We start from the raw sequence: 25,473 nt of genomic DNA, 5'->3' as shown, positions 1-25,473 counted from the left end.
CATGCAGACCGAGGTAGGGATCTCGCGGGCGGTGGGCCGTGCCGTGGCGCGTGCCGAAGCCGGCAAGACGCTCAACGGCGACGAGGTGCAGGCCCTGCTGGAAGCGCGCGGTGACCACCTCGACCGCCTGATGAGCGTTGCGCGGAGGGTCAGGGATGCCGGGCTCGAGGCCGCCGGACGGCCCGCCACCGTCACCTACTCCCGCAAGGTCTTCATCCCGCTGACGAGGCTCTGCCGGGACCGCTGCCACTACTGCACCTTCGTCACGGTGCCCGGCAAGCTCGAGGCCCCCTTCCTGTCGCCCGACGAGGTGATGGCCATCGCGCGCCGCGGCGCGGAGCTGGGGTGCAAGGAGGCGCTGTTCACCCTGGGCGATCGTCCCGAGGATCGATGGCCCGAGGCGAAGGCGTGGCTCGAGGAGGCCGGGTACGACTCGACCCTGGAGTACGTCCGTGCCATGAGCATCCGCGTGCTGGAGGAGACCGGCCTGCTCCCGCACCTCAACCCCGGGGTCATGTCGTGGGCCGAGATGTCCCGGCTGAAGCCGGTCGCGCCGAGCATGGGGATGATGCTGGAGACCACCAGCGTGCGTCTGACCGAGAAGGGGCATGCCCACTACAAGTCGCCCGACAAGGACCCGGCGACGCGGCTGCGGGTGCTGGAGGACGCCGGTCGGTTGAGCATCCCCTTCACGACGGGACTGCTGATCGGGATCGGCGAGGACGTCGTCGAGCGTGCCGAGTCGATCATGGAGCTGCGACGCATCGCGCGATCGTACGGCTCGATCCAGGAGGTCATCGTCCAGAACTTCCGCGCCAAGCCCGACACCGCGATGCGGCACGTGGACGACGTGGGTCTCGAGGAGTACCTGGCCGCGATCGCGACGACACGGGTCGTCATGGGACCGGCCATGCGCATCCAGGCTCCTCCGAACCTGGTCGACCTGGCGGAGTGCCGAGCACTCCTCGACGCCGGCGTCGACGACTTCGGTGGCATCAGCCCCCTGACGCCGGACCACGTCAATCCGGAGCGACCGTGGCCCGACCTCGGCAGGCTCGCGTCCCTCTGCTCCGAGGCGGGGTTGACCCTGCGTGAGCGGCTCACGGCGCATCCGCCGTACCTGGACGTTCCGTGGCTCGACCCGCGTCTGCGGGGTCACGTCGACGCTCTGCGCGACGACGACGGCCTGGCGCGCGACGTGCTCCCCGTGGGTCTCCCGTGGCAGGAGCCGGATGGCGGCTTCCGTGCCACGACCGGTCGAGCGGACCTCCACGAGAGCATCGATGTCGACGGTCGGACGACGGACCGACGCAGTGACTTCGACGAGGTCTACGGTGACTGGTCGGTGCTTCGCGACCGCGTCGGTCGCGATCAGCGCGGTCCCGAGCGCATCCCGTCAGATCTTCATGCGGCGCTTCGGGCCGCGGAGGTCGATCCTGCCGGCCTGTCGACCCAGCACGCGGTGAGCCTCATGACGGCCGAGGAGGGCCCGGCTCTCGAGGCCGTGACGGAGCTCGCCGATCAGCTGCGTCGCGAAGCCGTCGGCGACCTGGTCACCTACGTGGTCAACCGGAACATCAACTTCACCAACATCTGCTACACCGGCTGCCGGTTCTGCGCCTTCGCGCAGCGCAAGACCGATGCCGATGCCTACACGCTGTCGTTGGACGAGATCGCGAACCGGGCACGCATCGCGGTCAAGGTCGGTGCGACCGAGGTCTGCATGCAGGGCGGCATCGATCCCGAGATGCCCGGGACCGCCTACTTCGACATCGCCCGAGCGGTCAAGGATGCGGAGCCCTCGCTCCACGTGCACGCCTTCAGCCCGATGGAGGTCATGAACGGCGTGGCCAGGACGGGTCTGTCGCTGACGGAGTTCCTGATCGCCGCCAAGGAGGCCGGGGTGGACTCGTTGCCCGGCACGGCTGCCGAGATCCTCGACGACGACATCCGTTGGGTCCTGACCAAGGGAAAGCTGCCGACGTCGGCGTGGATCGATGTCGTCACGACGGCTCACCGCATCGGCCTGCCCACGACCAGCACGATGATGTACGGGCACGTCGATCATCCGGGTCACTGGGTCAAGCACCTGCAGGTCCTGGCGGGCATCCAGAAGGACACCGGCGGCTTCACCGAGTTCGTCCCCTTGCCGTTCGTGCATCAGTCGTCGCCGATCTACCTGGCCGGCGTCGCGCGGCCGGGTCCCACCGCTCGCGACAACCGCGCGGTCCATGCCGTGGCGCGCATCATGCTCCACGGCCTGATCCCCAACATCCAGACGTCCTGGGTCAAGCTCGGTCCTGAGCTGTTGAGCCAGGTGCTGAACGGCGGGGTCAACGACCTCGGTGGGACGTTGATGGAGGAGACCATCAGTCGCATGGCGGGCTCGACGAACGGGTCGCGCAAGGAACGAGCCGAGCTGGAGGCCATGGCCCATGCTGCGGGCCGCCCGGCGCGCGAGCGGACGACGCTCTACGCGAATGTCCACGAGGTGGTCGGGTGAACGCCACCGTCATCGTCCCCGTCAAGCCCTGGGCCCTCTCGAAGTCGCGCCTGGGGGTGGATGCTCGCAGGGCTGATCTCGCGCGCGCCTTCGCCCTGGACGTCCTCGAGCAGGTGGGCAACGCATCGTCGGTGGGCCAGCTGGTGATCGTCAGTGCCGAGGTCGAGCTCGGGTCGGTTGCGCGAGGTCACGGGGCGGTGCTGCTCACGGACAGGCCGATGCTGGCTCCCAACATGTTGAACGTGGCGATCGACCGGGGGCGTCGCTGGGCGATGTCGAGACGTCCCGATGCTCCGGTCGTCGTCGTGCCCGCCGATCTGGCCGCGCTCACGGCTGTGGCGCTCGACTCGGCGCTCACCGCGATGAGCGAGTACCAACGAGCATTCGTCCCTGACGCCTCCGACCGCGGCACGACGCTCAGCTGGGCGCACGATCCGGCGTTGCTCCTCACGCAGTACGGGCACGACTCCGCCAAGCGGCACGTGCACGACGGAGTCAAGGCAGTCCGTCATGTCGACCCCCGTGTGCGGCAGGACGTCGACACGCGAGAGGACCTGAGAGAGGTCCGCCGTCTGGGAGTCGGGCAGCACACGCAAGCGGTCCTGAGGGAGCTGGAGGCGTTGACGCGCGCACCCGCACCCGCAGCTCGGTTCGCCTGAGCGCGGGCCGGGCTGCACCAAGCCGCGGACGCGGCGTCGATGCCATCATCGGCGCACCACCGTCGACCCCGCGCGGGGCGAGTGCGTCGATCGTGCTGGAAGGCGCGCGGGTCGTCCTTGGCTGCCGACGCACGTCGTCCATACGCTAGGTAAGGCTAACCTGACTGCTCCTCGCGGGCACCCTGAGCCCGCGGTGCCTCTCTCGATGGCGCGCGTCCACCACCGTCTCGAAAGGCACTCCGGCGCGGCTGATGGCATCCGAACGAACGGCCCTGAGGCCGCCCACCGAGCTCGGGAGCGTCCCCGCGCACCCCGCGAACCCCGGGCGGCACGTCGCAGCGGTCGTGCTCGGCGGAGTGTGCCTGCTGGCGGGGTTGTCGGTCCTGAGCATGATGGTGGGCTCGGGTGACATCCCCGTGTCGCAGGTGTGGCAATCGCTCACGCATGGTGGCTCGAGCACCTCAGACCTGCTGGTCGTCGACTTCCGGCTGCCGAGGACGCTGCTCGCGTTACTCGTCGGTGCCGGGCTCGGCGCGGCCGGCGCGATCATGCAGGCCCTGACGCGCAATCCACTCGCAGACCCGGGCATCCTCGGGGTCAACGCTGGCGCGTTCGTCGCCGTGGCGGTCGGTGCAGCGGTGCTGGGCTCCACCAGCTCGACGACGCTGGTCTGGCTCGCGATGGGTGGCGCCCTCGTCGCCACGTCCGTCGTGTTCCTCGTCGGCTCGACCGGCCCCGACGGTGGATCGTCGACCAAGCTCGTGCTGGCCGGTGTCGCGCTGGGGGCGGTCTTCACCGCCATCAGCTTCGCCGTCACGTTGTCCAGCTCGGAGGTCTTCGACCGCGTTCGTTACTGGCAGGCGGGCTCGTTGCAGAACCGGCAGATGGACGTCGTCGGGTCCGTGCTCGGTTTCATCGTGGTGGGGCTGGTGATCGCGCTGGCCATCGCCCCGGCCCTGAACACGCTGGCGCTCGGCGAGGAGGTCGCGTCGGCACTGGGGACCCACCCCGGGCTCACGCGGACCGCAGGCGTTGCTGCGCTCACCCTGCTGTGCGGCGCGGCCACGGCGGCCGCAGGGCCCATCTCGTTCCTCGGCCTGATGGTGCCGCACCTGGTCCGCGCGATCGTCGGACCTGACCAACGGCTCATCGTGCCCCTCAGCATGCTGGCCGCTCCGATCCTGTTGCTGACCGCCGACATGGCGGCCCGGGTGCTGACCTCGTCGGAGCTCCCCCTGGGCATCGTGATGGCCGCGATGGGGGCCCCGGTCCTCATCGCCGTGACCCGCCGCGGCAAGGCGGTCGGCCAGTGAGCATCCGAGGTGTGGTGCTGCCTGCAGCAGGTTCGAGCGACATCTGGCCCCGAACCACGCGCAGCGTCCCGTTGCCGGCTGGTCGGCAGCTGCGCCTGGACGTGCGCGCGGCGACGGTCACGATGGTCCTGTCGCTGCTCGCCGTGGGCGTCGGTCTGTGGTCGCTCACGATCGGCGAGACCGCCATCAGCGTGGACACGATCGTCGCTGCGCTCACGGGTCACGGCGACCCGGCGACCCGGCTCGTCGTCGTCGACTGGAGGTTGCCGCGCATCGTGGTCGGCCTGACCGGCGGCGCTGCCCTGGCCGTCGGGGGAGTGATCTTCCAGACGATCACCCGCAATCCGCTCGGCAGCCCGGACGTCATCGGATTCAGCACGGGAGCGTACACAGGAGCGCTGATCGCCTCACTCGTCGTCACGACGTCCGGCACCGGCATCACCCTGGGCGCGCTGCTCGGCGGGTTCGCGACAGGAGCCGTGGTGTTCGCGTTGACCTGGCGCTCAGGAGGCACCAGTGGCTACCGCTTCATCGTCGTGGGCATCGGCGTGAGCGCGATCCTGGGCGCGGTGAGCAGCTATCTGCTGATCACCGTGGACGTTCGGCAGGCGATCTCAGCGGCGACCTGGGGAGCCGGCTCGCTCGTCGACGCCGGGTGGCGCGACGCCATCGGTGTCGGCGTCTGCCTCGCGGTGATGCTGCCGGCCGCAGGGCTCCTCGGCTCCCAGATGGTGCTCCTCGAGCTCGGTGACGACACCGCGCGGAGCCTGGGGCTCCACACCGGCCGAACGTTCGGGCTCCTCGTCGTGATCGCCATCGTCCTCACGGCCGTCGTCACGGCGGTCGCCGGCCCGATCGTGTTCGTGGCCCTGGCAGCACCCCACCTCGCGCGCCGCCTCACGCGAGCCTCGGGGGCTCACATCCTGCCGTCCGCGGCGATGGGCGCGCTGCTGCTGGGCACGTGCGACCTGATCGCGCGCACGGTCGTGTCTCCTGCCGAGGTGCCGGTCGGGATGGTCACGATGTGCCTCGGCGGGGTCTACCTGATCTGGCTCCTGGCGACCGAGGCAACCGGATCGCGGAGGGTCGCATGACGACCGATCAGCACGCCGGCGAGACGTCAGCACGCGCGACGGCTGGGGAGCCCTTGCGTCAGCCCCTGGGGCTCGGGGCCCGGGACCTCGTCGTCCGCTACGACCGGCGAACCGTGATCGACGGACTGGACCTGGACATCCCGGACGCCTCGTTCACCGTGGTGGTGGGAGCCAATGCGTCCGGCAAGTCGACCCTGCTGCGCAGCCTCGCGGGGCTTCTCGCACCGGCTTCCGGCCGCGTGCTGCTCGGCGGCGAGGACATCAGTCACCACGGCCGGAAGCAGCGAGCACGCTCGCTGGCCATGCTGCCGCAGGGGCCGATCGCGCCCGACGGGATCACCGTCGCGGACCTCGTCTCGCGTGGGCGTCACCCGCACCGCTCGCTGCTCGGGACGTGGACCCGCCAGGACGAGGACGCTGTCCGCCGTGCTCTGGAGCGGACGAACCTCACCGATCTGTCTCGTCGCCGGGTCGACGAGCTCTCCGGCGGGCAGCGGCAACGCGTGTGGATCGCCATGGCCCTGGCCCAAGACACGCCGATCCTCCTCCTGGACGAACCGACCACGTTCCTCGACCTCGCGCACCAGATCGAGGTGCTCGAGCTGTGCCGTTCTCTCCACCGTGAGGGACGCACCCTCGTGGCCGTCCTCCACGACCTCAACCAGGCCGCGCGCTACGGCACCCACCTCGTGGCGATGCGCGGCGGTCGGCTCGTCGCCGCCGGTCCGCCCGCTGAGGTCGTGACCGCTGAGCTGGTCGGCGACGTCTTCGGTGTCGACGTGGTCGTCGTCCCGGACCCGGAGGCCGGCACCCCGTTGGTCGTCCCGCGGGTGGCGGCGTCCGACCGAACGCTCCTTCCCACTCCACACGAACGTCCAGAAAGCGAGAGAACCAGATGAGACTCATGAGACACAGCACACGCGGGCCCGCAGCCGTCGCGATCCTGGCGGCGGTCTGCCTGATCGCCGCGGGATGCTCGTCATCCAGCGACCAGCCGCGGACGGGCAAGGGCTCCAACGACCTGGTGTCCTCCGTCGACACCATGTTCGGCACCGTCGCCGTGCCCAAGCCGAAGGGCAGGAACCTGCGCGTGGTCGCGCTCGGTTGGTCGGACGCGGAGACGGCGCTCGCCCTCGGGGTCAAGCCGGTCGCCGTGTACGACTGGCTGGGCTTCGGCGAGAAGGCCAAGGGCGTGGGTCCCTGGGCCACCCAGCTCTTCGGCTCCGAGACCCCGGTGGTCATGAAGAACGTCAACCAGAGCATCAACTACGAGCAGATCCAGTCCCTGAAGCCGGACCTCATCCTCAACGTCAACTCCGCCGGCGACAAGAAGCAGTTCGAGCGGCTCAGCTCGATCGCCCCCACCGTGTACGCCCCGAAGGGCGCGAATCCGTACGGACTGGGTTGGCGAGCGGAGACGTCGACCGTCTCGAAGGCTCTCGGCAAGGACGACGAAGGGGCCGCGCTCGTCGACGGGATCGACGCCCAGATCGCCGCGGCCAAGACGGCCCATCCCGAGTTCGCGGGACTGACGGCCGTCGCCGGTGCCAAGGCCGGCGACGCCTACGGGGCCACGCTGCCCGGAGATCCTCGTTGGGATCTCCTGTCCAGCCTCGGCTTCGAGCAGCCCGCCGCGATCCCGGCCCTGGGACGACAGATGAGCTTCTCCGCCGTGGTCCCCGCGGAGAAGATCACCGCGCTCGACGCTGACGTGACGGTCCTGTTCGCCATCGGCTTCACCCTCGACCAGCTGAAGAGCGACCCGCTCGTCCGGTCGCTGCCCGTCGTCGAGGACGGGCGCGCCGTCTTCCTGGACCCCACCGGCGACATCGCGACCGCCTTCAGCGTCGGCTCCGTCCTCAGCCTGCCCGTGGCGCTGCAGAAGCTCGTGCCGCTGCTCGCCGACGCTGCCGCGAAGGTGAAGCGATGAGCCCGCAGGGTCAGTCGGAGACGGGCTCGCGGCGCAAGCGGCCCGGACGACAGCTGCCCACGAGCAGGGAGATGATCACCGCGGACGTGGTCCGCACCTCACGGCTGAGCCCGAGCCTGGTGGGCGTGACGATCTCCGGCCCGCAGCTCGCGCGGTACAGGTACGTCGGCGACGACCAGATGTTCCGCTTCTTCTTCCGTCGCCCGGGGCAGCAGGAGCTGCGCATGCCGAGCTGGTCCCATGACGGGTGGCTCGCGCAGTGGTTGCTGATGGCCCCCTCGACACGGCCGCACGTGCGCCTGTACACCGCGCGGGCGTTCCGACCCGAGACCTTGGAGCTGGACATCGAGTTCGTGGCCCACGGTGACACCTCCCCGGGATCGGGGTGGGCGTTGTCGGCGAAGCCCGGGGAGACGGTGGGCATCTTCGACGAGGGCACCACCTATGCGCCGCCGCCGGGTTCTGGCCGGCAGCTCCTGGTCGGCGACGAGAGCGCCCTGCCGGCGATCCTGGCCATCCTCGAGCAGGCCCCTCGCGATCTCGAGGCGCAGGTGTTCCTCGAGGTCCCGCACGCCGGCGACGTCCGGGACGTCCGGGTCCCGGCCGGAGTGACGATGCACTGGTTGCCCCGCGAGGACGAGCACGCCGTACCCGGCCGGCTGGCCCTGCAGACTCTCTCCGAGACGGTGCGCCCGCGCGACAGGCCGGCCTATGCGTTCATCGCCGGGGAGAGCGGTCTGGCCACCGGCGCGCGGCGGTTCCTCGTCAACGAGGTCGGGATGCCCAAGACGGACATCACCTTCCAGGGCTACTGGAAGCACGGCAAGGCCAGCCCGGGGTAGCGCCGACTCCGCGCGACCGTCGCGACGGCACCCGGATAGGATATTAGGTGACCCTCACCTGGTGTCGTCCACGAGGTCGTGGTCAGTGGATCGAACGGGAAGGAGCGGTCGAGATGATGACCATGACGGAGGCCGAGGTCTTCCCGGCAGGCCACGTCGCGCTGGCGGCGGAGAGCGTGACGATCGACCGGCCTGTCTGCGCGCACTCGCACGACTTCGCCGAGCTCTTGTTCGTGCGATCCGGGCGAGCCGAGCAGCACACCGAGGAAGGCATCACCTCGCTGCAGAGGGGAAGCCTGGTCGTGCTGGCACCGGGCAGCTGGCACGCCCTCGAGCCGGAGTCGTCGGTGGAGGTCACCAACGTGCTGGTGTCGACCTCTCTGCTCGGTGCCGAGCTCGCGTGGCTCAGGGCTCTGCCGATGATCGGCCCTCTGCTCCAGGATCGCTCGGTGTCCGGGGCGGGTGCGAGCGCGCTGACCCTCGAGCTGGACCCAGCGCTGCAAGCAGGAGCGAACGCATCCCTGGAGCTGCTGACCCTCAGCGACCCCCAGAACCTGTTCTACCGGCTCGCTCGATTCTTCGACCTGCTCGCCTGCTTGGAGCCCGCGTTGTCGGGCAGCCGGGCGAGCCGGGTCTCGCAGGTGCGGCCGCTGCACTCCCAGCACTCGACCACGACGTCGAATCCGGCGATGCGCTACCGGTACAGCGTCTCGCACGCGGTATCCCTCCTGCACGACCAGATCGACCGTAACTGGACGCTGGAGGAGCTGGCCCGGGAGATATCCCTGTCCCCTTCGCAGCTGGCCCGGGTGTTCCGGGCCGATACCGGCACGTCGCCGATCGCGTATCTGCAGCGGATCCGCGCCGAGCGGCTGGGCTACCTGCTGAGGACGACCGACCTCACGGTCGCGGTGGCGGCCCGGGCCGTGGGCTGGACCGACCCCAGCTACGCCGCCCGCAGGTTCCGCGCCTACTGGAACTCGACGCCGAACGCCTACCGCCACCGCCTCTGAGGCGAGCCCGTCGAGACCTTCGGGCCCGACGGCGCACGCGCGTAACGGCTCGAAGGCGTCGTCGATCGCCGATGAGTGTCTTGCGGTCGGTGGGCCCCGTCGGACTCGAACCGACAACCCGCGGATTAAAAGTAGCGGGAACCCTGTGCCGGGGGAGTCCGCATGATGCCGCCAATGTCCGTCACAGTTCGGGATTGCAGTCGTTTCGTGTCGGGCGAATCCGCGCTCGTTCGCTGGTTCATGGCGTGTCCGTTCCCACGGTGTTCCCACACCTCAGGTCGCGTAGAGATCCCGGATTCGAGCGTCGATGGCATCCTGCGCGGCTACGAGGCGATCGGTCATCGCCGCCGCGCGCCGCATGCCTTCGTCGTGCATCGCTTGGTCGTTGTGTCCGTCGCCGGGGGGCGAGAGAGTCACCTCCGTACAGGAATAGTGGAACGCCTCGAGAACAGTCCTGAGCTCCGCACTTGGGATGCGTGGCTTCAGTTTCAAGAACGTTCTCCCGGCAACCAGACTTGCTTCGCCGCCGGCCTCGTCGGGAAGCAGAGGTGCACCGCGTCTCCAACTTCCGGTCGCCCTGAAGTGAGTGTCGTCAGACACGATCCCCACGCCAACTTGCCGGGCCATCACGAGAATCACCTCCTGCAGCTCAAGCAGCGCAGCGACTTCGAAGTCCTCGCGACGGTCCTGGCGCTGCTGCGTGCGAGCGTCTTCCCGCTCCGTCCTGCTGGCGCTGCGGGTCAGGACGCCGCGCAGCAACTCCGTGCCGAGACCACCTGCGTATATCGCAACTCCTCCAGCGACCGCCCAGAGATTCACGTCCGCCATGGGGAGCACCCTCCTGCTCGGACGCCGGTCGTCCGGGGGCCAATCCCAGCACATGGCTGGGTCACGGGCGGAGACTCGCAGCATGACTCTCCCAGAGCTGCCCATCTTCTACACGACCGCCGAGGTCGCCGCGGTGCTGCGCGAGTCGGGGGAGAACGTGTCGCGGCGGTGCAAGCGGGGCGAGATCAAGGCCGTCCGTCCCGGGCGGAAGTACCTCATCAGCCAGGCCGCGCTCGACGAGTTCCTGACTCCGGCCCCGACGACGGAGCACACCGGCCCGCCGGTGTTCCTCACCGCTATTCACAAGCGCGACCTCGCCGCGCAGGTCGAGCCGCCGTACCTGACGACCAAGCAGAGAGAGCGAGAGCGGATCCGGCGTGCCTGCATCGAGGAAGGCCTGCTCGACGAAAACGACCTGTTCGACTTCGACGACATCAGGATCTTCACTGTCTGACATGCTGTGATCGCGGCCCCACTGCACCCATCTTCGGACGGTAGGTGGGGCCGCGACACGTAGCGGACCGATGAAGAGACGCCAGCCGGAGGGATCTCGGGAGCTAGCCTGATATTTCTCCTGCCCGTCCCCACGGTGAGCACGAGACACAGGTTCGCCCCCACCCAGGAGTCATCATGACGAACGCCGCCACCGCACTCGCAGACCTACTCGCCACCTGGAACGTCGAGGCGAACATGACGGCCGAGACGACGCGCGGGCACTCCGAGGTAGACCCCCGAGACTTCTGGCGAGAGCAAGCTCGGGCCGTCGAACTAGCGCACCGCGTGGACAGCATCCTGCGAGGCATGGAGGCTGCCGGCCAGCAGACGAAGATGTTCGATGCTTCGGTCGTCTCGTGGTACGAGGCTGTCTTCACCTACACCGCGCCATGGAAAACTTTGAACAGTGGGGGACGACGGATCGTCGAGTCAGCCCGGCTCGAGAACTTGCAGGGCCTTGGCCTGCTCCTGGACCAGGTCGGCGGCATCGAGATCTCCGCAGACGAGCGGAAGTCGCTCATGACAGTCCTGGAGGAAGCGAAGCTCCTCGTGGCGACCGACCGCAGCTTGAGTCTCGAGAGCCGTCGCTACATCTGGAGTCTCATCGTAGAGGCGCAGGCCACCCTCGACGAGATCGACACCTTCGGCGACGACCCGCCGCGGAGCATCCTGCTCGAGCTTGGTGGTGCGATGTCACTGCAGGCTGACATCGCGGAAGGATCGGGTGACGTTCCTACCGCGAGTCGGTGGCGGGCAACGCGAGACCAGCTGGTGGCCGGGCTCGCGGGCGGACTGGGCGGACAGTTGGCACTTCGGGCAGCTGACGGCGCGCAGAAGGCAATTGAGTCCGGGCTCAGCTAAAGAGGGCGACCAAATGCTCAGCCTCCTGGACTCTCTGGTTGGGTGCGCGCCAGGCTCGGGGTGAAGCGCCCCGCCACCCTTGAAGAGGAAAACTGTCACCGATGAGCGGTTGACTGGCAGCGACCGACGGAAGGCACCGGCGGCAGACGGAAGGAACCGTTATGACGGTCAAGGTCACAGTCAGGCACCAGAGCCCAGCTGGCAGTGAGGTCTCAGACCGCTACGAGAAGGGCCGTGGCATCTTCCTCGACAGCGGGCACCTGGTCGTGGGCGACAACCCGGCGCGGCAGCATGCGGACACCCTCGCGATCTACGCGCCGGGCAAGTGGGAGAACGCCGAGATAGTCGAGGCGAGCCCGCAGGGATAGTGTGCGCTGCGGCTGCGCCCGCCCGACGCGGCACGTTGAGCACGAACGGGACACTTATCAGCGGGGCCTTCCGAGTCTGCCTGCAGCGTGCTCGCCGGCCTTGTAAATCGTGCCTGCCTGGCGGCCGTCCACGGCCGGGGTGATGTCGCGGTCGGCCACCGCGGCGAGCAGGTCGGACTGCTCGCGGGTGACGTCGAGCAGTTCGGTCAGCTGCATCGCGAGCTCCTCGGAGTTGCCCGGCCCCGAGCCGAGCGACGCCATCGCAGCCTTGCCCTTCGACCCGGACAGCGGGGCCACGACCTCAGGTCCGGCTTCGCCGATCATCGCGACGGTCGGCCTGGTCTTCTCCCACGTCGACGGACGCCCCCTCGTCCCGTCGACCATCAGCAAGGCATTCGTCCGGCTCAGTGCCGCGGCGGGGGTCCGTCGCATCCGACTGCTCGACCCGCGGCACGGCTCGGCCTCGCTGATGCTCGCCGCCGGCGTGCCCGTCGAGATCGTGTCCAAGAGGCTCGGTCAGGCGTCGATCGCGATCACGATGGACATCTACTCGCACCTGCTCGAGGCGTCGGCCGCGACGCGGCCGAGAAGGCCGCCGCCTTGGTGCCTCGCGGACCTCGCGGGGCCGACGGTTCCCACATTCTGACCACACTGCTCCACGAGGCGCTCCACGACGACGAGGAGATCGGCGACGCAATGCCTCTGACCAGCGACGATGTCGGTGGGCCCCGTCGGACTCGAACCGACAACCCGCGGATTAAAAGTCCGCTGCTCTGCCAATTGAGCTAGAGGCCCGGGACACCTGAGCGTCCACCAGCGAGTATCGCAGAACACCAGACCAGCGGCGCAACAGCACGGGGCTCGGCCCGACGGTTTGACCAAGCGACCCCGCCGCGCGCGTGCGAACGTGGAAGGACCCCCGACCAGAGGAGCACCATGCCCGTCACCGTCGACGACTACAGCCACGTCCGCCTGACCGTCCGCGACATCGACGTCTCGCGCACGTTCTACGACTCCGTGTTCGGGTTCGACGTCGCATTCGAGCTGCCGCCGAACCCCGACGCGGCGACCCAGGAGGCGCTGTCGTTCCTGTTCGGCGGCGTCATCTACAGCTTCGGCGGGGGCCTGCTGGGTCTGCGTCCCGTCGCTCCCGGCGACGACTCGTTCCACGAGGACCGCGCGGGTCTCGACCACGTCAGCTTCTCGGTGCCCGACCTCGCAGCCCTCGAGGCGGCCGTGACGGTGCTCGACGACCTGGGCATCGCCCACGAGGGCGTCAAGGACCTCGGCGACGCGGGCATCGCGATCCTCGAGTTCCGCGACCCCGACAACATCGCGCTCGAGCTGACCGCCCCCAACCGCTGACGGCCGTCGACAGCTGAGAGGTCAGTAGCCGCCGAAGACGTCGATGCGGATGTCGTCGTGGTCGACACCCGACGCCATCAGCATCGTCTCGGTCGACTCGACCATGCCCTCGGGCCCCGCCACGTAGTAGAGGTGTGCCGTGGCGGGCACGAGGTCGCGCAGGACGCGTTCGCGATCCTTGCGCTTGAGCCCGCGCGTGACGACGTAGTGCACGCGCGCCTCCGCGAGCTCGGTCTGCCAGGTGTCGAGCTCGTCCTTGAACAAGAAGTCGTCGCTCGCGTTGAGGTAGACCAGCTCGACGGAGCCGGGTACCTGTCGGTCGACCATGTCCTTGAGCATGCCGCGGAACGGGGCCACGCCGACGCCACCGGCGATCAGCACGCTGTCCCGGTGCTCGTCGAGCTGGAACTCGTAGTCGTTGCCGAAGGCCGTGATGCGAGCCGTGTCGCCGGCGGAGGATGCGGCCAGCGCCTTCTTGAGCTCGCTCTGCCCCTCCTTGAACGTGATCATCAGATCGGGTTCGGTCGGCGACGACGACAGCGAGTACGTCCGTCCGCCCCGCGGATCGCCCTCGAGCTGCAGGTCGATCCAGTCGCCGGCCTCGTAGTCGAAGCCTCGCGGACGCTCGTAGACCACGCTGAGGTGCTGGGGCGTCTCGGCGCGGACGTGCTTGACGGTGAGCTCGATGTCGACCAGCTGGTGTGCCACGCGACCAGTCTGGTGCAGCCGGTCGGAGGATGTGCGAGCGGTCGCGCCGTCAGGCCCGGCGCGAGCACCGGGGTCGGTGGAACCGGATCGTGACGGTCGCCTGCGCATCGGGCACGACGAGCTTGACCCGCGCCGTGAACGAGCCCGACCGCTTCGCGATCGCCGAGCGCTTCACCGATCGGGTGAACGGAGCCTTGCTGTCGCGGACGATGAACTGCCTACCGACCTTGAAGTCGGCCCGCACGACGGGCGCGTGCCGGGTCAGGATTCGCAGCCGCACCTTGGAGCCACGGCACACGGCCTGGCCCCGCACCTTCCTGGCGGCCGCGGCGAGCTGGGCCCGGGCCTCCGTCTGCCGGTCAGCAGCCTGACGGGCGATCGCCTCGCGAGCCGCCGCGGCCACCGTCGCCGAGTAGGCGCTCATGCCCAGGGCGGTGGGATGGAACGGGATGGCTCCGTCGAGGCTGGCCGGGACGACTCCCTCGAGCCAGCGCTGGCCGGCGGGCGCGCACGCCGTGTGGTCGAGGGCCCCCGACGTCGTCCGCAGATCGGCGAAGGTCGCTCCCGCGGCGCGACTGGCCTCGAGCAGCACGTCGTTGGTGTGGTTGACGAGTCCCTGCACGTAGTCGGCGTCGGACGGGGTGACGGGCTGGGTCAGGGGGCAGCCGCCGGCCGGGACGTAGAGGCCGTAGCCGACGACGACGATCGCGGCCTTCGGCGACCTCGCCTTGATCGCGGCCAACGTGGCTGCCAGCTCGGGACGGATCGCGTCGATCCTGTCGTGGACGGTCCGGCCGTCGCGCTCCTTGCAGCCGGGCACCAGGCACCCGGTCACGGTGCTGACGATGCCGGCGTCGTTGGCCCCGATCGGGCCGAGGGTCACGAGCGTCGTGTCGGGGCGCAGCGCATCGAGCTGTGGAGGCTCCGAGTCCTGCGGGACGGTCATGTTGTCGACCGTGGCGCTGGAGCAGGTCACGTCGGTGAACGCGCGGACGTCCAGCGCGGCGGCGGTCGCGGTCGCGAAGTTCCGCTCGCTGCGGAAGCATGGGGAGCCGGCGCGCTGGGGGAGGATGATCGGGCCGGCAGCGGCGGAGTCGCCCAGCGCCACGTATCTCAGCCCGCCCGGGCCGCGGTCGAAGACATCGCCGCCGGTGGTGGCCGCACCGGCCACGGACAGCGGTGCCAGCGCCGCGACGATCGTCATCGTGAGTGCCCCGGCCAGAAGTCTGCGCATGTCGTCCCCATCCCCGGCGACGCCGTGTCGCTCCAGCCATGCCAGCCCACGGACGTCGAGAAGTCAATGGCTCCGCGTGACCTGAGTCACACGGGATGGTGGTCCGTTGCGCGGCCCGGCAACGGCAGGGCCAGCACCACCCGGGTCTCGGGCACGTCGATGACACTGATGAACCCGCCCAGCGACTCGGCCTGCACGGCGGCCTCGGTCAGCCCGTGGCTGCCGCCCGCGGGCGAGGCGTGCAGCACCCCGGTCTGGAAGGCCTTGGCACCCTCGTCGGAGACTCCGATCCCGGCATACGTGTGACCCACGACGGCGTCGACCGTCACGGTGCCGGTGCCGTGCAGGAGGGCGTTCTCGACGAGCTCGTCGAGGATGCGGTCGACCGACGCGCGGACGACCGTGGCACGCAGAGGGGCCGCCGATCCCAGCAGGAGCGGCCGGCGGAGGTGGCGGGCGCGGTCGGCCCAGCGGTCGACGGCGTCGCCGGCCAGCTCGCGCAGCTCGACCTCCGAGACGGCGCCGAGCTGGCTGCGGTCGCCGCTCTCGAGCAGCGTGCTGACGACGTCGCTGAGGCGGTCGACCTCGGTCAGCCCCCGCTGCAGCTCCTCGGCGACATCGGCCGGCGTCTGTGGCCACAGGCTGAGGTCCTCGAGCGACAGTCGCAGCGCCGTGATGGGGGTGCGCAGCTCGTGGGACGCCACGGTCGCCAGCTCGCGCTCGCGCCGGACGAGCGTGTCGAGCTGGCTCGCGGCCCGCCTGAGCGCGTTGCCCAGGTCTTCGGCCTCGCTGATCGACGAGTGGTGCACCTTGACGTCGAAGTGCCCGTCGCCGATGCGGGTCGCGTCATCGGCGAGCAGGCGGAACGGCCGCGCGAACAAACGAGCCAGGAGCCAGCCGATGACGGCTGCCGCAGCGGCCAGGGCCAGCCCCAGCAGCACCAGCGGCAGCAGGGCGTCCGAGACCCGCTCGGACTGCACCGACCCCGACTCGGAGACCGTCACGCGTCCCCCGCCCTCGACGGCTCGCCGCGCGTCGACGCCGTCGCTCCCGGCGCTACCCCCGGACGTGCGGGCGTCCTGGCCGTCGACGAAGGTGATGCGTCGGTCCTCGCCGGCCATCGAGGCCAGGAAGGTCGGCGTCACCGGAGCACCGCTCTGGAGGCGTGCGGCGATCGCGACGGCAGCTAGGTCAGCCGTCTGCTGGACGCTGACGCGTTCCTGATCGCGCACCAGGTCTGCGGTCGAGTAGGCGCGGACGACGCCGAACACCGCGAGGATGCCGACCGTCATCGAAACCAGCGTCACGACCAGGCGTTCACGCATCCGCCGGTTCGCTCTCGAGCCTGAAGCCGACGCCCCGCACCGTCACGATGCGCGACGACGTGCCGCTGTCCTCGAGCTTCTGCCGGAGTCGTCCGATCGTCGTGTCGAGGGTCTTGGTGGAGCCGAACCAGTTCTCGTCCCACACCTCGTCCATGACCCTCTCGCGGGTGAAGACCGCCCCGGGCGAGGAGTGCAGCAGTGCCAGCACGTCGAACTCCTTGGCCGTCACGGCGAGCTCGTCCGCACCCACCCAGACGCGGCGCGACCCGGTGTCGATGCGCAGGCTCGTGCCGTGGTCGACGGCCGGAGCCGGAGCCGGGGCGGAGACAGCTGCCGGTGCGTCGACTGCCGGCGCGCTGCGGCGCAGCAGGGCCCGCGCCCGTGCGAGCAGCTCCGCGAGGCCGAAGGGCTTGGCCAGGTAGTCGTCGGCACCGACGTCGAGCCCGACGACCCGGTCGAGCTCGCCGCCTCGTGCGGTCAGGATCAGGACGCCGCCGAGGTAGCCGTTGGCGCGGATGCGGCGACACACCTCGAGCCCGTCGACGTCGGGGAGACCGAGGTCGAGCAGCACGAGGTCGACGTCACCCGCGCGGACCCGCTCGACCGCGGGGAGCCCGGCAGCGACTCGCTCGACGGCGTATCCCTCCCGCTCGAGCGTACGGACGAGGGGCGCGGCGATCTGGTCGTCATCCTCGACGATCAGCACGAGGTGGGGCATCTCAGAGAGCATACGGTGACCTCGGACCGGTCTCGCGAGCCTGCCGTCGTGCGGTCAGGGCGAGCGTCGTCAGCGTTGTCACCGACAGGACGAGCGTCGCGGCGCCGAGCAGGTCCAGACCGTTGTCGGACTGGCCCGGCAGACCGATCGTCGCGGTCAGGGCGACACCTCCGCCGCTGAGCAGCGCCAGGACCGCGGCGCTCATCCGCGACTCGACGCAGTCGTCGCGATGCAGCTTGACGGTCGTCGCGACGAGCAGCACGAGCAGGGTGAGCAGCAGCGCGGCGATGTAGGGGGTGTGGCCGTCGGCGACCAGGTGCCCGAGCTGCGCCACGCAGAGCAAGGCCATCGTCGCCGTCGTGATCCTCGACGTCGTGCTGCGGCGGCGCATCAGAAGTCCAGGTCGGGCTGGCCGGATTCGGACACCGTGGCGGTGCTGGTCGGGTTGCCGGCCAGGTCGAGCGCGGCGGCGGAGGGCGTCCACACCATCGTCGCGGGGGAGCTGACCTGGTAGCCGCTCGCGCTCAGGACCTTGATCGTGACGACGGTGCGGGCGACGCCGTCGACCGTGACCGTGGACGCCGTCATCGACATGTCGGCCGTGTTGTCGAACAGCAGGCTGAAGTTCTCGATGAGGTCGACGGTGCCGAGCCGGACGTTCGAGGGAGCGGTGACGTCGAGCACGTTGGACGCACCGGAGAGGGCGCCACGAACGCGCACGGTGCCCAACGTCGCGGAGCCCGACCAGCCGGCGTAGATCGAGCTGAGGTCCATCTGCTCGCTGAACGTGAAGACCATGGTGTCGCCGGCGTCGATGCGCCCGGCGGTGCCGCCGTTCGTGGTCTGGACGTCGACGCCCCTGGCTGCCGTGTTGTCGACGATGCGGTTCGTGACGACGGTCGAGGTGGTCGTGCGGCCGTCGGAGTCGGTCAGGACGGCGCGCAGGTCGTAGGTGCCGTCGGCCACGCCGGCCGTGCCGTTCGTCGTGAACGAGCACGTGTACGGCGAGGTGGTGTCGGTGCAGATGTCGGTCCACGTGCCGGCCCCGGCGGGCGAGCGCTGGAACCTGACCGAGCTGATGGTCCCGTTCGTGGTCGTGGTGGCGGTCAAGGGGACCGTCCCGCGCAGGTAGGTGCTCGGAGCGTTCAGCACGACGGTCGAGACGGTGTTCTGGACGACGCGGCCCGTGATCGCGGCGGACGTGGTGGCGTTGCCCGCGCGGTCGGTCGCCTGGGCGCGGAAGCTGTACGTGCCGTTGGGGAGCTGCGCGCCGGTGTCGACCGAGCACGAGTACGACGTGGTCGCGCTGCTCGTGATGGTGCACAGGTCGCTCCAGGTGCCACCGGTCGACGACTGGATGACGACCTTGGCGATGCCCGAGTGCGTGTCGGCGGCGGTGGCCGTGAAGGTCTTGGTGCCCTTGAGCGCAGTGCCCGGGTCGGTCATCGTCACGGTGGGGGCGAGGTTGTCGACGACGACCCTGCTGACGACGGCCGAGGTGTAGGTCGTCGAGCCGGACACGGCGACGGAGCGGAGGTCGTACGTGCCGTTGGGCAGGTTCGCGGTGTTGACCGAGCAGGTGAACGGCGAGGTCGCCGCGGTGCACAGCGTCGTCCACGTCGTGGTGGCGGTCGGCGCGTACTCGACGCGGACCGTCGGGGTGATGCCGGCGGCACCGGTGACGGTGGTCGTGGTGGTCGCCGTGCCGCTGAGGACGTCGCCGGGACGGGCCAGCACCACCGTGACGTTGTTGGCGACCGTGGTCCTCACGACGGCGGACGTGGTCGAGTTGGCCGCCCGGTCGACCGCGATGGCGCGCAGGTCGTAGGCGCCGTCGGCGACCTGGGTGGTGTCCCAGCTGCAGGAGAAGGGCGACGTGTTGGTGATGCACAGGCTCGTCCAGTCGGAGCTGCCGGCGGCCGCGCGCTGGATGTTGACGCCGGCGACGCCCGAGTCGGCGTCGGACGCCGTGGCGGTGACGGTGACGATGCCCTTGACGATCGACGCCGGTGCCGACACCGCGACGGTCGGCGGCGTCCAGTCGGCCGCGGCGCTGACCGTGCCCGTCGACGCCGAGGTGGAGACGAAGGAGGCGGAGGACGATCCGGTGAGCGCGACGGCGGCGACGACTGCGACCAGGGCAGCGAGCGCGAGGGGCAACCGGGAGGTCTTCCGGGCTGCCACCTGGCGGTGTCGGGGAGTCGTCGAGCTCATGTGTCGAGCCTAGGGAGAGTCGATCCACGCGAACTCCACGCGAGTTCCCCACGTTCTCCACATCTGCGCGCGAGCCCACGGGGTGATCGATCCCCGGGACGACGAGAAGTGCCGCCGACCCGGGAGTGGGTCGGCGGCGCTTCTCATGCGGCTCGGGGGAAAGCCGCGGGTTCGGGGGTGTCGTGCACCTACTGGTTGGTCGTGGTGGCGTCGGCCTGGACCGAGTCCCACTGGTACGCGGCCGAGGCGGTCTTGCCCTGGTCGACGTTCGTGGTGCCCTGGTCGAGCTTGACGCTGAAGACGAAGTCGTTGGAGACGCCCGGTGCGACGAGGCCGAGGTCGTTCTTGGTGCCGTCGACCAGTCCGCCGAACGTGCCGGTGTAGACGACCTTGTTGGTCGTGGCGTTCGTGATCGTCATCGACAGGTTGGACGCCGTGAACGTGTTGGTCGAGGAGGTCTCGGTCAGCGAGAACGTGGCGGGCAGGCTGCCGGTGTTCTTGATCGTGAGGCTGCCGTTGACGACGTCGCCGGGCTTGATGTTCGTGAGGTTGAAGACCGCGGCGTTGGCCTTGGAGTTGCTCTGCGTCAGCGTGCCGGAGGTGACCGAGCTGATCGTGTTGGCGCTGGTCGAGGTGAACGTGGCACCCGATCCGACGGCGATGGCACCGGCGGCGACGAGGGTGGCGAGGGGGAGGAGGATCTTCTTGGTCTTCATGGTGGTGCCCTTCGGGTGGTGGACCCTGAAGGTCCGAGGTGGGGGGAGGTCGTTGGCCGGGAGCGTTCCTCGGCTGGTGACACCAACGTTATGGAGCCGCGATCCACGCGATCTCCCCACGATCTCCCCACGATGTACACGGTTCGGTGTCGATGTGCGGGGTCGTGCTGAGCCGGGTTGTGCTGAGTGGCGTAGGCGTCAGGCGGTGACGAGAGCCGCGTGGCGCTTCTCGCGTCGCTCGACCCGCACCCCGCGCACGCCACGGGTCAGCTCGACGAGGCTGGCGAGGGCGATGAGCGCGGCGGGGACGCCGATCGCCACCATGCGGATCTCACGGTCGGCCAGGGCGACGAAGACCCATCCGGCGTACGGCACCGTGGTGCGGACGACCGGCTGCGTGCTCTCGGTCAGGCTGAACTTCCACGGGTCGGGGTCGGGGTTGGCGTCGCCCTGCGTCTGCAGCTGGCGGACTCCGGTCGGCAGCACGGTGTCGGAGATGACGCGGTGGGTGACCAGGTGGTTCGTGCCGCTGTCGGCGGGCGGCAGGTACGTGATGACGTCGCCGATCTTGACGTCCTCGACCGGCACGCGCTGCTCGAAGGCGATGGAGCCCTTCTCGAACGTCCCCGACATCGATCCGCCGGTGATGACGTAGCGCTCGAACCCGAACAGGCTGGGGGCGAGGTAGCCGACGCCGGCCACCGTCGCCACGACCATGACGATGTTGACCAGCCACGAGCCGGCGCGCGAGGCGGCGCTGCGGCGGGTACGAAGGGCGCGGCTCATGATGTCGTCCTTTCGGGACCGGTCATCGGGCCGGGGTGCCGGGTGGCACCCCGGAGGGGCTTACTGGTTGGTGGTGGTGGCGTCGGCCTGGACCGAGTCCCACTGGAAGGCGGCCGAGGCGGTCTTGCCCTGATCGGTGTTCGGCGTCGCGGTGGCCAGCTTGGCGCTGAACGTGTAGACGTTCGACACGCCGGGCTCGACGAGGCCGAGGGGGGTCTTCGCGCCGTCGACCAGGTCGCCGAACGTGCCCGACCAGACCTTGGTCCCGGTCGTGGTGTTGGTGATGTCGAGCGTCAGGTTGGCCGCCGCGAAGCCGTTGACCGAGGAGGTCTCGGTCAGCGAGAACGTGGCGGGCAGGCTGCCGGTGTTCTTGATCGTGAGGCTGCCGTTGACGACGTCGCCGGGCTTGATGTTGCTGAGGTTGAAGATGGCCGCGTCGGCCTTGGAGTTGCTCTGCGTCAGCGTGCCGGAGGTGACCGAGCTGATCGTGTTGGCGCTGGTCGAGGTGAACGTGGCACCCGATCCGACGGCGATGGCGCCGGCGGCGACGAGGGTGGCGAGGGGGAGGAGGATCTTCTTGCTCTTCATGGCGGGTCCTTGGAGTCGTGGGCGGCGGGTGCTGCGTTGGCTTGTGGCACCAACTTATGGAGCCGCGATCCACGCGATCTCCACATCACTTCCCCACGATCTCCACACTTCGGCACCACCTGCCGACCAGTGCTCGGGGCTACAGCGGCAGGTCGAACCAGACGCTCGTGCCGCCCGCGACGTTGCCCTCCATGGCGATCGTCCCGCCGTGTGCCTCGACGATCTGCCGCGCTGTCGCCAGCCCGATGCCATGGCCCGCACGGTCGTGGTCGTCACGCGTGAAGAGGTCGAACATCGACTCGCGCCGGTCCTCCGGCACGCCGATGCCGTTGTCGTCGACGCGGATGCGCCAATGCCGCTCGCGCTGCTCGGCCGACACGGTCACCTTTGGCCGTCGATCCGGACGGGCGAACTTGATCGCATTGGTCATGAGGTTGAGCAGCACGGAGTAGAGGAGGTCGGCGTCGCCGATCACCAGGGGCAGCTCGCCGACCGTGATCTGGGCGTCGCTGCGCTGCGAGAGCGGAGCGACGTCCTTCAGCGCCAGGTCGAGCACGTACCGGAGGTCGACGTCCGCGCTGCGCAACCGTCCACCCTGCTGCGCGAACGACAGCATCCGCTGGATCATCGAGTCCATCCGGTGCCCGGCCTGCTCGACGGCCCCGACCATCTGCGCCACGTCGGCATCGCTCGCGACGACGGGTTCGGTCGCCAACAGCTCCGCGTTGACGAGGATCGCGGTGAGCGGCGTGCGCAGGTCGTGACTGACCTGTCCGGCGAACAGTGTCAGGTGCTCGTTCGAGCGGCGCAGGTCGTCGCGCGCCTGGGTCAGCTCGCGCAGGGAGTCCTCGAGCTCCTGGCTGCGGAACCGCAGCTCCAGCAGGTCCATGACCTGGGAGGCCATGACCCCCAAGGCCTGCTTCTGCAGGTCGGACAGGGTGCGCGGGACGACGTCGAACACGCACAGGCGACCGATCGGTACCCCGTCAGGCGTGACGATCGGAGCGGACGCATAGAACCGCACCGTGCCGATCTCGCCCGTGACGAAGGGGTTGTGCCGGAAACGTGGATCGACGCTGGCATCGGCGACCACGATCGCCCGGGGCTCGTCCATCACGATGGCGCACATCGAGTCCTCTCGGGCGCAGATCGACGGCTCGAAGCCCGTCGCCACGATCTGGTGCTGGTCGGTGCTGCCGATCATGTTGATGACGGCGTGCGGCACATCGCAGATCTGCGCGATCAGGTCGACGAGTGACTGCAGATCACGACCGGATGACCGCTCGAGGGCGCGATAGCGCTCGAGCTCGTGGTCGACGACGGCTGATTCGACGACATCCTGCACCATGCGATCCCCCCTTTGGGACTTAGGTCCTACTGTCTCACGGGACCCCGCTGCTGGCATCGCGTCGGTGGCCGACGCCGACGCCCAGCGCACAGGACGGGCTGCACCTACCGTGGACGCGTGACCCAGACCGATCAGCCCGAGCTGACCCCCGAGGAGCGCGCGCGGCGGTGGCACGCCCTGGCCGTGTGCCTGCTGGCCGGCTCGATGACGCTGCTCGACGTCAGCATCGTCAACGTCGCCCTGCCCTCGATCCGCGACGGGCTCGACGCCGGCAACAGCACGATCCAGTGGGTCGTCGCGGGCTACGCCCTGGCCTTCGGCATCGTGCTGGTGCCGGCCGGTCGTCTCGGCGACGCCCGGAGCCGGCGCACCGTCTTCATGGTCGGCGTGGCGGTGTTCACCGTCGCGAGTGCGGTGTGCGGGGCCGCGCAGGAGCCGCTGTGGATCGCCGCGGCGCGCGTCGTCCAGGGCATCGGCGGGGGTCTCATCACGCCGCAGGTGTCCGGGTTCATCCAGAACCTGTTCAAGGGACCGGAGCGCGGTCGGGCGTTCGGCCTGTTCGGCGCGACGATCGGCGTCTCGACCGCGATCGGCCCCGTGCTCGGCGGCCTGCTGATCCAGCTCGGTGGGCAGGAGTCGGGCTGGCGGCTCGTGTTCTTCGTCAACGTGCCGATCGGCATCCTGCTCCTGGTGCTCGCGCACCGCTACCTCCCGGTGTCCGCACGCGGGCCGCGGCAGTCGCTCGATCCCGTCGGCGTCGTCCTGTTCGGTGCCGCGATGTTCTTCGTGCTGCTGCCGCTCGTGTCGGGCAGCCAGGACGACTCGCTGTCGCAGCGCCCGTGGTGGCTGCTGGGCGTCTCGGCGGTGCTGCTGGCCGTGTTCGTCCTGTGGGAGCGTCGCTGGACGTCGACGGGTCGCGAGACGCTGCTCGACCTCTCGCTGGTCAAGGTGCGGTCGTTCGTCCTCGGCGTGGGCCTCGGCACGTTCTACTTCGCGGGCTTCACGTCGATCTTCATCGTCCTGACCCTCTACCTGCAGCAGGGCCTCGGCTACTCGGCGCTCGAGGCCGGTCTCGCACAGCTGCCGTTCGCCGTCGGGTCGGCCACGTCCGCACTGGTCGGCGGACGCCTCGTCGAGCGGTTCGGACGGCTGCTCGTCGTGACAGGCCTGACGCTGATCACCGTGGCGCTCGTGGTCGTCGACCTCCTCGTCCCGCACCTGTCGGGCGACGTCGGTCTCAAGCTGGCACCCGTCCTGCTGCTGGCCGGCCTCGGCGGCGGGCTCGTCATCACCCCCAACATCACGCTCTCGCTCGACGAGGTGGAGCCGGCGCGCGCCGGTGCCGGTGGGGGACTGCTGCAGACTGCGCAACGGGTCGGGTCGGCGATCGGCGTCGCGATCGTGCTGGCCCTGTTCTTCGAGCGGGTGCGGTCGAGCGACGGCGACTTCGCCGATGCCCTGTCGTACAGCCTGCACGTCACGATCGCCTTCGTCGTCGTGGCGCTCGCGATGGGGCTGCTCGACCTGGTGCGGCGCGCCCGCGACCGAGACGACACCGGCGTCGCGTGAGGTCCGAGACACCCGATTCGCTGCGCGGACGTGGACCCACCGGTTAGCCTCGGTGACGGGGAAACCGGCCGGCTGCCGCTCACGCTGCAGCAGGCGACCCGTCGTTGTCAGCACCGATCACCGTGGGAGCACGCACCATGCCCGAGCCGTTGGACAGTCGCCTCCGCGACGACCAGGCGCTCGACGAGATCGAGCTGACCAGCCGGCTGATCATCGCCGCGTCTGCCAGGGACACCCACCTCAGCCAACGCGAGGTCGACGAGATCCTGGGCATTGCCACCGTCAGTTGAACGGACGGCGACACCCGCGATTGACACCGATGAACATCGTGCCTCTAGCATGGGCGTGCCCTACTCAGCATTGACAGGAGCTAGTCGTGCGTTTTCGCATCCGACCAGTTGAGACATCCTTCTACGAGTTGTTCACCGAGATGGCGAACCACCTCGTCGAAGGCGCGAATCTGCTGGCGCAGATGCTCGACTCGAGCACCGACAAGACGGCTCTCGGTGAACAGATGCGAGAGGCCGAGCACCAGGCCGACGAGACGACCCACAAGATCATCAAGCGGGCCAACTCGACGTTCATCACGCCCTTCGACCGCGAGGACATCTACCGCCTCGCGAGCAGCCTCGACGACGTCATGGACTTCATGGAGGAGACCGTCGACCTCGTGGGCCTGTACGAGCTCGGCGACCTGCCAGCCGACTTCGCCCCGCAGGTCGAGGTGCTGCAGCGTGCCACCCAGCTGACCGCCGAGGCCATGCCGCGGCTGCGCACCATGAAGGACCTCGACGAGTACTGGATCGAGATCAACCGCCTCGAGAACCAGGGCGACCGCTCCTACCGCCGCATCGTGGCCCACCTGTTCGGCGGCAGCTACAAGTCGCTCGAGGTGCTGAAGCTCAAGGACGTCGTCGACTCGCTCGAGCACGCGATCGACGCCCTCGAGTCGGTCGCGAACACGGTGGAGCAGATCGCCGTCAAGGAGTCCTGAGG

General features: G+C 69.4%; 28 protein-coding genes and 1 tRNA gene. 16 read left to right on the top strand and 13 right to left on the bottom strand.

Features of this window, described 5'->3' with window-relative positions:
• Position 1: 1 nt before the first annotated feature.
• The 8 genes from JOF40_RS02550 (at position 2) to JOF40_RS02515 (ending at position 9,354) form a co-directional block, all read left to right on the top strand.
• Positions 2–2,503: a bifunctional FO biosynthesis protein CofGH gene (locus JOF40_RS02550; RefSeq protein ID WP_129179812.1), complete on the top strand. Its 2,502-nt coding sequence runs from the start codon at positions 2–4 to the stop codon at positions 2,501–2,503.
• Positions 2,500–3,162, top strand: coding sequence for a 2-phospho-L-lactate guanylyltransferase (cofC, locus tag JOF40_RS02545; RefSeq protein ID WP_129179810.1), 663 nt, complete (start codon positions 2,500–2,502; stop codon positions 3,160–3,162). The genes JOF40_RS02550 and cofC overlap by 4 nt, the downstream gene beginning before the upstream one ends.
• A 251-nt stretch (positions 3,163–3,413) precedes the next feature.
• Positions 3,414–4,475, top strand: coding sequence for a FecCD family ABC transporter permease (locus JOF40_RS02540; RefSeq protein WP_129179808.1), 1,062 nt, complete (start codon positions 3,414–3,416; stop codon positions 4,473–4,475).
• Positions 4,472–5,569 (top strand): FecCD family ABC transporter permease, encoded by a 1,098-nt coding sequence (locus tag JOF40_RS02535; RefSeq protein WP_129179806.1) that lies wholly within the window; start codon positions 4,472–4,474, stop codon positions 5,567–5,569. Before JOF40_RS02540 ends, JOF40_RS02535 begins: the two co-directional genes overlap by 4 nt.
• Positions 5,566–6,468, top strand: a complete 903-nt coding sequence (locus tag JOF40_RS02530; protein WP_129179805.1) for an ABC transporter ATP-binding protein — start codon at positions 5,566–5,568, stop codon at positions 6,466–6,468. Before JOF40_RS02535 ends, JOF40_RS02530 begins: the two co-directional genes overlap by 4 nt.
• A 5-nt stretch (positions 6,469–6,473) precedes the next feature.
• The gene (locus tag JOF40_RS02525) at positions 6,474–7,499 is read left to right on the top strand and encodes an iron-siderophore ABC transporter substrate-binding protein (protein WP_188111641.1); all 1,026 of its coding nucleotides are present in this window, start codon (positions 6,474–6,476) and stop codon (positions 7,497–7,499) included.
• On the top strand, positions 7,496–8,341 hold the full coding sequence (locus tag JOF40_RS02520; protein ID WP_209674337.1) for a siderophore-interacting protein: 846 nt from the start codon (positions 7,496–7,498) through the stop codon (positions 8,339–8,341). The genes JOF40_RS02525 and JOF40_RS02520 overlap by 4 nt, the downstream gene beginning before the upstream one ends.
• Before the next feature lie 113 nt (positions 8,342–8,454).
• Entirely contained in the window at positions 8,455–9,354 is a 900-nt protein-coding gene (locus JOF40_RS02515) for an AraC family transcriptional regulator (protein WP_129179800.1), read from the top strand.
• Positions 9,355–9,627: 273 nt separating this feature from the next.
• Here JOF40_RS02515 and JOF40_RS02510 read toward each other — a convergent pair whose 3' ends face one another.
• A complete protein-coding gene (locus JOF40_RS02510; RefSeq protein ID WP_129179798.1) occupies positions 9,628–10,182 on the bottom strand; it encodes a hypothetical protein in 555 nt (184 codons plus the stop codon).
• A gap of 82 nt (positions 10,183–10,264) precedes the next feature.
• Here JOF40_RS02510 and JOF40_RS02505 point away from each other — a divergent pair, with 82 nt between their 5' ends.
• The 3 genes from JOF40_RS02505 (at position 10,265) to JOF40_RS02495 (ending at position 11,906) form a co-directional block, all read left to right on the top strand.
• Positions 10,265–10,636: a helix-turn-helix domain-containing protein gene (locus JOF40_RS02505; RefSeq protein WP_188111640.1), complete on the top strand. Its 372-nt coding sequence runs from the start codon at positions 10,265–10,267 to the stop codon at positions 10,634–10,636.
• Positions 10,637–10,812: 176 nt separating this feature from the next.
• Positions 10,813–11,538, top strand: a complete 726-nt coding sequence (locus tag JOF40_RS02500) for a hypothetical protein (protein ID WP_129179794.1) — start codon at positions 10,813–10,815, stop codon at positions 11,536–11,538.
• A gap of 161 nt (positions 11,539–11,699) precedes the next feature.
• Positions 11,700–11,906 carry a hypothetical protein gene (locus JOF40_RS02495; RefSeq protein ID WP_129179792.1) on the top strand — a complete coding sequence of 69 codons (207 nt, stop codon included), beginning with the start codon at positions 11,700–11,702 and terminating at the stop codon, positions 11,904–11,906.
• Positions 11,907–11,963: 57 nt separating this feature from the next.
• On the opposite strand, the gene JOF40_RS02490 is transcribed toward JOF40_RS02495, so the two are convergent.
• The gene (locus JOF40_RS02490; RefSeq protein WP_209674336.1) at positions 11,964–12,203 is read right to left on the bottom strand and encodes a hypothetical protein; all 240 of its coding nucleotides are present in this window, start codon (positions 12,201–12,203) and stop codon (positions 11,964–11,966) included.
• On the opposite strand from JOF40_RS02490, the gene JOF40_RS02485 reads away from it, so the two are divergent.
• Complete coding sequence (locus JOF40_RS02485) at positions 12,175–12,552, top strand: tyrosine-type recombinase/integrase (RefSeq protein WP_209674333.1); 378 nt, start codon at positions 12,175–12,177, stop codon at positions 12,550–12,552. The two genes, JOF40_RS02490 and JOF40_RS02485, sit on opposite strands and share 29 nt — an antisense overlap.
• Before the next feature lie 76 nt (positions 12,553–12,628).
• Here JOF40_RS02485 and JOF40_RS02480 read toward each other — a convergent pair.
• Positions 12,629–12,701 (bottom strand) — tRNA-Lys (locus tag JOF40_RS02480).
• 141 nt (positions 12,702–12,842) lie between these two features.
• Between JOF40_RS02480 and JOF40_RS02475 the strand changes: the two genes are divergently transcribed.
• On the top strand, positions 12,843–13,271 hold the full coding sequence (locus tag JOF40_RS02475) for a VOC family protein (RefSeq protein WP_129179790.1): 429 nt from the start codon (positions 12,843–12,845) through the stop codon (positions 13,269–13,271).
• A 21-nt stretch (positions 13,272–13,292) separates the two neighbouring features.
• On the opposite strand, the gene JOF40_RS19875 is transcribed toward JOF40_RS02475, so the two are convergent.
• From JOF40_RS19875 to JOF40_RS02425, 10 genes are all read right to left on the bottom strand, one after another.
• Positions 13,293–13,979, bottom strand: a complete 687-nt coding sequence (locus JOF40_RS19875) for a ferredoxin--NADP reductase (protein WP_188111639.1) — start codon at positions 13,977–13,979, stop codon at positions 13,293–13,295.
• A 49-nt stretch (positions 13,980–14,028) separates the two neighbouring features.
• A complete protein-coding gene (locus tag JOF40_RS02465; RefSeq protein ID WP_129179785.1) occupies positions 14,029–15,213 on the bottom strand; it encodes an SGNH/GDSL hydrolase family protein in 1,185 nt (394 codons plus the stop codon).
• An 86-nt stretch (positions 15,214–15,299) separates the two neighbouring features.
• On the bottom strand, positions 15,300–16,538 hold the full coding sequence (locus JOF40_RS02460; protein ID WP_129179783.1) for a sensor histidine kinase: 1,239 nt from the start codon (positions 16,536–16,538) through the stop codon (positions 15,300–15,302).
• Positions 16,531–17,256 (bottom strand): response regulator transcription factor, encoded by a 726-nt coding sequence (locus tag JOF40_RS02455; protein ID WP_129179780.1) that lies wholly within the window; start codon positions 17,254–17,256, stop codon positions 16,531–16,533. Before JOF40_RS02455 ends, JOF40_RS02460 begins: the two co-directional genes overlap by 8 nt.
• Position 17,257: 1 nt before the next feature.
• Positions 17,258–17,647: a hypothetical protein gene (locus JOF40_RS02450; protein ID WP_129179778.1), complete on the bottom strand. Its 390-nt coding sequence runs from the start codon at positions 17,645–17,647 to the stop codon at positions 17,258–17,260.
• Positions 17,647–19,470 carry an Ig-like domain-containing protein gene (locus tag JOF40_RS02445; RefSeq protein WP_129179776.1) on the bottom strand — a complete coding sequence of 608 codons (1,824 nt, stop codon included), beginning with the start codon at positions 19,468–19,470 and terminating at the stop codon, positions 17,647–17,649. The genes JOF40_RS02450 and JOF40_RS02445 overlap by 1 nt, the downstream gene beginning before the upstream one ends.
• Positions 19,471–19,658: 188 nt before the next feature.
• The gene (locus JOF40_RS02440) at positions 19,659–20,186 is read right to left on the bottom strand and encodes a TasA family protein (RefSeq protein ID WP_129179774.1); all 528 of its coding nucleotides are present in this window, start codon (positions 20,184–20,186) and stop codon (positions 19,659–19,661) included.
• Positions 20,187–20,384: 198 nt separating this feature from the next.
• Positions 20,385–20,972 carry a signal peptidase I gene (locus JOF40_RS02435; protein ID WP_129179772.1) on the bottom strand — a complete coding sequence of 196 codons (588 nt, stop codon included), beginning with the start codon at positions 20,970–20,972 and terminating at the stop codon, positions 20,385–20,387.
• Between the two features lie 60 nt (positions 20,973–21,032).
• The gene (locus JOF40_RS02430) at positions 21,033–21,560 is read right to left on the bottom strand and encodes a TasA family protein (protein ID WP_129179770.1); all 528 of its coding nucleotides are present in this window, start codon (positions 21,558–21,560) and stop codon (positions 21,033–21,035) included.
• 139 nt (positions 21,561–21,699) lie between these two features.
• Complete coding sequence (locus JOF40_RS02425) at positions 21,700–22,908, bottom strand: sensor histidine kinase (protein ID WP_188111637.1); 1,209 nt, start codon at positions 22,906–22,908, stop codon at positions 21,700–21,702.
• 117 nt (positions 22,909–23,025) lie between these two features.
• Between JOF40_RS02425 and JOF40_RS02420 the strand changes: the two genes are divergently transcribed.
• The 3 genes from JOF40_RS02420 to JOF40_RS02410 all read left to right on the top strand — a co-directional run bounded on the left by JOF40_RS02420 (position 23,026) and on the right by JOF40_RS02410 (position 25,471).
• A complete protein-coding gene (locus JOF40_RS02420) occupies positions 23,026–24,477 on the top strand; it encodes an MFS transporter (RefSeq protein ID WP_223148456.1) in 1,452 nt (483 codons plus the stop codon).
• Between the two features lie 137 nt (positions 24,478–24,614).
• Positions 24,615–24,767 (top strand): hypothetical protein, encoded by a 153-nt coding sequence (locus JOF40_RS02415; RefSeq protein WP_188111636.1) that lies wholly within the window; start codon positions 24,615–24,617, stop codon positions 24,765–24,767.
• Between the two features lie 86 nt (positions 24,768–24,853).
• Positions 24,854–25,471 carry a DUF47 domain-containing protein gene (locus JOF40_RS02410; protein ID WP_129179766.1) on the top strand — a complete coding sequence of 206 codons (618 nt, stop codon included), beginning with the start codon at positions 24,854–24,856 and terminating at the stop codon, positions 25,469–25,471.
• Positions 25,472–25,473: the final 2 nt, after the last annotated feature.

The sequence above is a fragment of the Aeromicrobium fastidiosum genome (assembly GCF_017876595.1).
Taxonomy (GTDB): domain Bacteria; phylum Actinomycetota; class Actinomycetes; order Propionibacteriales; family Nocardioidaceae; genus Aeromicrobium; species Aeromicrobium fastidiosum.
Note: the sequence above shows the minus strand (reverse complement) of the source record. Positions and strands in the feature narration are given on the sequence as shown.